The sequence below is a fragment of the Plantactinospora solaniradicis genome, from assembly GCF_042658085.1.
In the GTDB taxonomy this organism is placed as follows: domain Bacteria; phylum Actinomycetota; class Actinomycetes; order Mycobacteriales; family Micromonosporaceae; genus Plantactinospora; species Plantactinospora solaniradicis.
In genome coordinates, this window is the sequence record NZ_JBHSPR010000018.1 from 566189 (window position 1) to 572213 (window position 6025).

Annotated in this window: 5 protein-coding genes; 2 read left to right on the forward strand and 3 right to left on the reverse strand. The window is 70.2% G+C overall.

Annotated features, from left to right (window positions below):
* Positions 1-200 precede the first annotated feature (200 nt).
* Positions 201-1670 carry an aldehyde dehydrogenase gene (locus tag ACFP2T_RS24340; RefSeq protein ID WP_377425166.1) on the forward strand — a complete coding sequence of 490 codons (1470 nt, stop codon included), beginning with the start codon at positions 201-203 and terminating at the stop codon, positions 1668-1670.
* An 82-nt stretch (positions 1671-1752) separates the two neighbouring features.
* Here ACFP2T_RS24340 and ACFP2T_RS24345 read toward each other — a convergent pair whose 3' ends face one another.
* Both ACFP2T_RS24345 and ACFP2T_RS24350 read right to left on the reverse strand, forming a co-directional pair.
* On the reverse strand, positions 1753-2550 hold the full coding sequence (locus ACFP2T_RS24345; protein WP_377425167.1) for an ABC transporter permease: 798 nt from the start codon (positions 2548-2550) through the stop codon (positions 1753-1755).
* A complete protein-coding gene (locus ACFP2T_RS24350; RefSeq protein ID WP_377425168.1) occupies positions 2543-3526 on the reverse strand; it encodes an ATP-binding cassette domain-containing protein in 984 nt (327 codons plus the stop codon). Before ACFP2T_RS24350 ends, ACFP2T_RS24345 begins: the two co-directional genes overlap by 8 nt.
* 270 nt (positions 3527-3796) lie before the next feature.
* On the opposite strand from ACFP2T_RS24350, the gene ACFP2T_RS24355 reads away from it, so the two are divergent.
* Positions 3797-4783 carry a TetR/AcrR family transcriptional regulator C-terminal domain-containing protein gene (locus ACFP2T_RS24355; protein WP_377425170.1) on the forward strand — a complete coding sequence of 329 codons (987 nt, stop codon included), beginning with the start codon at positions 3797-3799 and terminating at the stop codon, positions 4781-4783.
* Positions 4784-4848: 65 nt separating this feature from the next.
* Here the strand turns inward: ACFP2T_RS24355 and ACFP2T_RS24360 are convergent, their stop codons facing one another.
* Positions 4849-5526: a C39 family peptidase gene (locus tag ACFP2T_RS24360; protein ID WP_377425172.1), complete on the reverse strand. Its 678-nt coding sequence runs from the start codon at positions 5524-5526 to the stop codon at positions 4849-4851.
* Between the last annotated feature and the right edge of the window lie 499 nt (positions 5527-6025).

The following is a 6025-nucleotide window of genomic DNA, read 5'->3' on the forward strand; positions in this document are numbered from 1 at the left end:
GGTTACGTCGGGATGTGGCGACAGTAACGTCATTGATCGTGAGGCGGAATGCAAGGCGCCCAGATTCTTCTATGCAGAACTAGATGCATTCTGCAAAGCAGAATTCTGCTGCTACTTGTTACGCGGTGATGGATAGTGCGAAGTACCCGTCCGCCCGAGGCGCACCCCGGGCGCAGGCCAGTTCCGGAGGTGTTCGTGCAATGCAGACAGTGGTGAGCGAGCCGAACCCCACCAGGCTCGACCCGGTGGCCCAGGTGATCGACGGCCGGATCGGCGACAGCGCCGACGGGGCGTACTTCGAATCGGTGGACCCCTGGACCCGACGTCCGTGGGCCCGGGTGGCCCGAGCCGGCCGGGCGGACGTCAGCACGGCGGTTGCGGCGGCCCGCCGCGCCTTCGACGAGGGCCCGTGGCCCCGGATGCCGCAGCGGGAACGGTCCGCCCTGCTGCACCGGCTCGCCGACCTGATGGAGACGCACGCCGACGAACTCGCCCGGCTGGACACCCGGGACATGGGCATGCCGGTGACGAACAGCCGGAACTGGAACGTGACCAGCGCGATCAACCACTTCCGGTTCTTCGCCTCGCACGCGCAGCTCTCGACCGCCAGCACCTATCCCGGCGACGACCGGCTGCACCAGTACCTGCGTTACGAGCCGGCCGGGGTGTTCGCGGCGATCGCACCATGGAACTACCCGCTCAACCTCGGGGTCTGGAAGATCGCCCCGGCGCTGGCGTACGGCAACACCGTGGTGCTCAAGCCGGCGGAGCAGTCACCTGCCTCGGCGGCCCGGCTCGCCGCGCTGGCCCTGGAGGCCGGACTGCCACCCGGAGTGCTCAACGTCGTGCACGGCTTCGGACCGGACTCGACCGGCGAATGGCTGACCACCGCCCCGGGCATCGACCGGATCACCTTCACCGGCGAGTCACGTACCGGATCGATCATCGCGGCGGCGGCGGCCCGCTCGCTGATCCCGGTCTCGCTGGAGTGCGGCGGGAAGGGCGCGAACCTGGTCTTCGCCGACGCCGACCTGGACGTCGCCGTGTCCGGCTCGACCCGGGCGATCTACAGCAACTCCGGCCAGGTGTGCCTCTCCACCAGCCGGATCTACGTCCAGCGCGCCGCCTACGAGGAGTTCGTCGACCGGTTCGTCCGGGCCGCCGAGGCTCTGCCGTACGGCGACCCGCATGATCCGGCAACGCATGTCGGCCCGTTGTCCAGTGTGGAGCACCACGCCAAGGTGTCGGACTACCTCGACTCGGTCGGCTCGGACGGTGGCGAACTGCGTACCGGCGGCCCGGTCGACGGCACCCTGCTGGTCCGGCCCACCGTCGCGGTCGGGCTCGGGCCGGCGGCGCGGATCTGCCGCGAGGAGGTGTTCGGGCCGGTCGCGGTGGTCACCCCGTTCGACGACGAGGCCGAGGTGTTGGGGCTGGCCAACGGCACCCCGTACGGCCTCTCCGCCGTGCTGTTCACCCGCGACCTGGGCCGGGCCCACCGGGTGGCCGCGCGGCTGCGGGCCGGCACCGTCTGGATCAACACCTTCGGGGTACGCGAACCACGGGCGCCCTTCGGTGGGTTCGGGATCTCCGGGGTGGGCCGGGAGGGTGGCGACTTCAGCCGCGAGTTCTGCACCGAACCGAAGACGGTGATCGCCGCCGTCGACTGAGCCGCTGCCGTCGACCGGTCCGCCGCTACCGGCTGACCCGCTGCCGGGTGGCCCCGGTCGACGGTGCGTTGGCGCCGGCCCGTCAGCCGGTGCGACGCCGGAAGAGTACGACGGCGAGCGTCACCGAGACGGCGAGGAGCCCCGCGCACCAGGTCAGCGCGATCCACGGGCTGTTCCCGACCGGGGTGTCCAGGAGCAGACCGCGCAGCGACTCGATGACCGGGTTGATCGGCTGGTGCTCCGCGATACCGCGACTCCAGGCCGGCATGCTGTCGATCGGCACGAACGCGCTGCTGGGGTACGGCAGGAAGGTCATGAAGAAGGTGAAGCCGTTCGCCGCCTCGGCGGATCTGGCCAGCAACCCGACCACGGCGGCGAGCCAGGACATCGCGAGGATGAACGCCAGCAGGATGCCGCCGGCCGCGAGCCAGTCGACCAACCCGGCGTGTGGCCGGAAGCCGATCAGGAACGCCACCCCGAACACCAGGACGGTCGAGGCGAGGTTGCGGGCGACGCTGGCCGCCACCTGCCCACCGAGTACCGACGCGCCGCTGATGTCCATCGAACGGAACCGGTCCACGATTCCGCCGCTCATGTCCTGGTGTACGGCCACCGCCGTGGTCGCGGAACCGAAGCCGGCGCAGAGCAGGATGACCCCGGGGACCACGTAGCTGACGTAGCTGGTGCCGGTGTCGATCGCCCCGCCGAACAGGTAGACGAAGAGCAGCATCAGCATGATCGGCAGCATCAGCGACATGATCAGTGCTTCGACGTTGCGGGCGGAGAGCCGCAGGCAGCGGCCGATCATCGTGGCCAGGTCGGCCGGGCCGGACCGTGCCTGCGGCGCCCCGACCATGCCACTGGCGGCGAGTTCAGACACCGGCGGTCTCCTTTTCGGTACGGGTGGCGCCTTCGGTACCGGTGGCGGCGTGACCGGTCAGGGCCAGGAAGACATCGTCGAGCGTGGCGGTGTGCACCGCGAACCGCAGCACCGCCGTACGTCCCGGGTCGACCTCGTCGAGCACCGTGCGGATGTGCGGTGCGCTGCCGTCGGTGGCGACGCCGAGGGTCAGCCGACCCGGGTCCCGGTGCAGCACGCGGTCTCCCAGGTAGCCGCCGACCGAGTCGAAGTCGATGGCGCTGGCGAGAGTCAGATCGAGCCGTTGGCCGGCGAACCGGGTCTTGAGCTGGGCCGGGCTGTCCTCCGCTACCACCCGGCCGCCGTCGAGTACGGCGATCCGGTCGGCGAGCCGGTCCGCCTCCTCCAGGTATTGGGTGGTGAGGAAGACCGTCACCCCGGAGTCGGCGAGATCGGTGATCACCTGCCACATCGCCTGCCGGCTACGCGGGTCGAGACCGGTGGTCGGCTCGTCGAGGAAGATCACCGATGGCTGCCCGACCAGACCGGCCGCCAGGTCCAGCCGGCGCCGCATGCCGCCGGAGTAGGTGCCGATCCGCCGTCGGCCGGCGTCGACGAGGTCGAACTCGCCCAGCAACTCCTCGGCACGACGGCGGGCGGCCGAGCGGGACAGGCCGGAGAGCCGCGCCATCATGCGCAGGTTCTCCTCGCCGGTCTGTAGTTCGTCGACCGCCGCGTACTGCCCGGTCAGGCTGATGCTCCGGCGCACCTGGGACCGTTCGCTCAGGACGTCGAAGCCCGCGACCCGGGCCCGTCCGGCGTCCGCCCGACCCAGCGTGGCCAGGATCCGCACCGTGGTGGTCTTGCCCGCCCCGTTGGGGCCGAGTAGTGCGAAGACGGTGCCCTGACCCACCCGAAGGTCGATGCCGTCGAGTACCCGTACCGATCCGTACGACTTCTCCAGGCCGGTCGCCTCGACCGCCAATCCTGCTGCCATCCTCTTCCACTCCTCAGCCTTCGCCCGACCGGGCGGCGTACGGGTCAGATGCTTGCGTACAGGGTAAGCAGACGGTTCGATCTAACGCAAACACCTGGTGAAAGTGCAATTTGGCAGCCCTAGTGCACTAGTGCTCTGGGTAGTGCGGCGCGTGGGGTGGCTGACGTGCACCGTTCCGGCGGTGAGTCGGTCCGCCGGGTTCGCCCGCTACCCTCGGCGGCGCCGGTGCACTAGTACGCGACCAGGCCAGGCCGATCGAGGGAGGGCGCGGTGGACCGCTCCGCAGCAGAGCCGCCGTACCGGCGGATCGTGGCCGAGATCCAGCGTCGTATCGGGGCCGGGGAGTTGCGCCCCGGCGACCGGGTGCCGTCGACGCGACAGATCACCGCGGAGTGGGGCGTCGCGATGGCCACCGCCACGAAGGTGCTGACCGCGTTGCGCGAGGCGGGGCTGGTGCGTCCCGTACCCGGGGTCGGCACGGTGGTGGCGGAACCCGAGCCGCAACCTTCGCCGCCCGCGCGCAGCGGAGGACGCCGTACGGTCCGGGACTCCGATCCGGGGCTGACCCGCGAACGCGTCGTCCGTACCGCGATCGAGGTCGCCGACGCCGAGGGGTTCGCCGCGCTGTCCATGCGCCGCGTCGCGGTACGGCTCGGCGTCGGCACGATGGCGCTCTACCGCCACGTGCCGAGCCGGGACGAACTCGTCGCGCTGATGGTGGAGGAGGTACTGGCTGAAAACCCACTGCCGGAAACACCTCCGCCGGGCTGGCGGGCACAGTTGGAGCTGATCACGCGGTTGCGGTGGGCAGTCTTCCGGCGACATCCCTGGATGCACCAGACGATGTCGCTGACCCGCCCGATGCTCTCGCCGCAGGGGATGGCGCAGACCGACTGGACGATGCGTGCGGTGGACGGCCTGGGGCTCGACGTGCCGACCATGTTCTATGTCACGGTGTCGATCGCCGGCTTCGCGCACGGGTTGGCGGCCAACCTGGTCTGGGAGTCGGAGGCCGAGCAGGAGAGCGGGCTGACCGACGAGGAGTGGATGGCGAACCAGGATTCGGCCATGAACAGCATCTTCGCGTCCGGGACCATGCCGATGCTGGCGCGGCTCGCGGAGATCGATCTCGACTTCGACCTCGATCGGGTGTTCGAGTTCGGCCTGCGGCGGATGCTCGACGGCCTTGCCGTGTTGATCGAGGGCGGAGGGATCGAGGGCGGAGGAGGCGAGGGCGGAGGGCCGGCCGTGGCATAGCCGACGGCGGGGGCCAGGCCATCGCCGATGGCCGAGCCCCCGCCGTCACGCCTGGACGGGGTCGGTCAGCCGGAGTAGCCCCGGCTGGCGGCCCAGTTCGCCAGGTTGATCGTGCTCATCCAGTACGAGCTGTCCCCGTTGACGTCGGCCGGATCAGCGATCTTGACCATGCGTCCCTCGTCCTGGTAGCCGACCACCGTGAGGTAGTGGCCGCCGTCGTAGGAGTGCGCGACGCCCTCGGTGTCGACGGCGGTACCGATCACGTTGACCACCACCGGGTGCTCCCGGGCTACCGCGCGGGTCACGTCGGCCTGGAGCCGGTCCATCTCTTCCGGCGTCGCCGTGTTCTCCGGGATCGACCTGGTCCGGTAGAAGTCGGTCCTACCGAGGCTGTTCAGCACCCGCGTGGTGTCCTCGGCCGAGTCGGTGCCGTTGACGTCGGTACCCAGCCGGGCGGCGAGATCGTCCTGGCTCGGGGCCTGCCCGGACGCGGTGAGGGCGATCCGGGTGGCGGCCGGCCCGCAGTAGTAGAAGTTCGGCTGTGCCTGGTAGTCGACCGAGAGTTCCTTCGCCGTCGGCGCCCTGAAACCGACGTCCTGGGTCGTCGCGCCGAGAGCGACCGCTGGTCCGGCCACGGTGCCGCCGATGACGGCGAGGCCGGCGGTGGCGAGGGCCGCCCGGCGGGTGGTCGACGGGGTGATGGTGGTGAGCCATCGGGCCCCACGGAGGAGGGTGCTCAGCACTCCGGCTTCCTTTCGGTTGTGAGGTCGTGGGTTGCCAGCTCGTCGGCATCAGCCGTAACCGGGTACCGGCCGTTGGTCGATCCGGCCGCGGTGGTTGCGGTGCGTGCTGTCTGCCGCGCGCCGCCGGCCGATGCCGTGCCCGACGAATCGGGCGTACCAGATAGCCAACGCGGGCGAGGAGTCCGACATTCCAGATTTGCCGGGGCGATTGGCCGGCGATCTGGCCCCGATTTGGCGCTACCGGCCCGGCCGTGTAACTTTCTCCCTCGGCAGGGCACCGGGCAAGCCCAGCGGGGAAAACCGCTGGCGGCCGGCCTGCCAAATCCCGACCGATCGTGGTGGTCTACCGCCGCGCCTGTCGGGGTGCACGAAGGCTCGTTGGAGTGTTACAAACCGGGAGATACCGGTTTGACGATGCGAAAACGGTCGGGTAAGGTTCTACAAGCGCCCGGCGGAAACGCTGGGGGTGGATGGTGGCCCCGGGTGGTGGGTTTCGGCT

Excerpts from the sequence above, each read along its gene's own strand:
- ACFP2T_RS24340 (WP_377425166.1), top strand. The coding sequence starts at position 201 with ATGCAGACAGTGGTGAGCGAGCCGAACCCCACCAGGCTCGACCCGGTG.
- ACFP2T_RS24350 (WP_377425168.1), bottom strand. The coding sequence starts at position 3,526 with ATGGCAGCAGGATTGGCGGTCGAGGCGACCGGCCTGGAGAAGTCGTAC.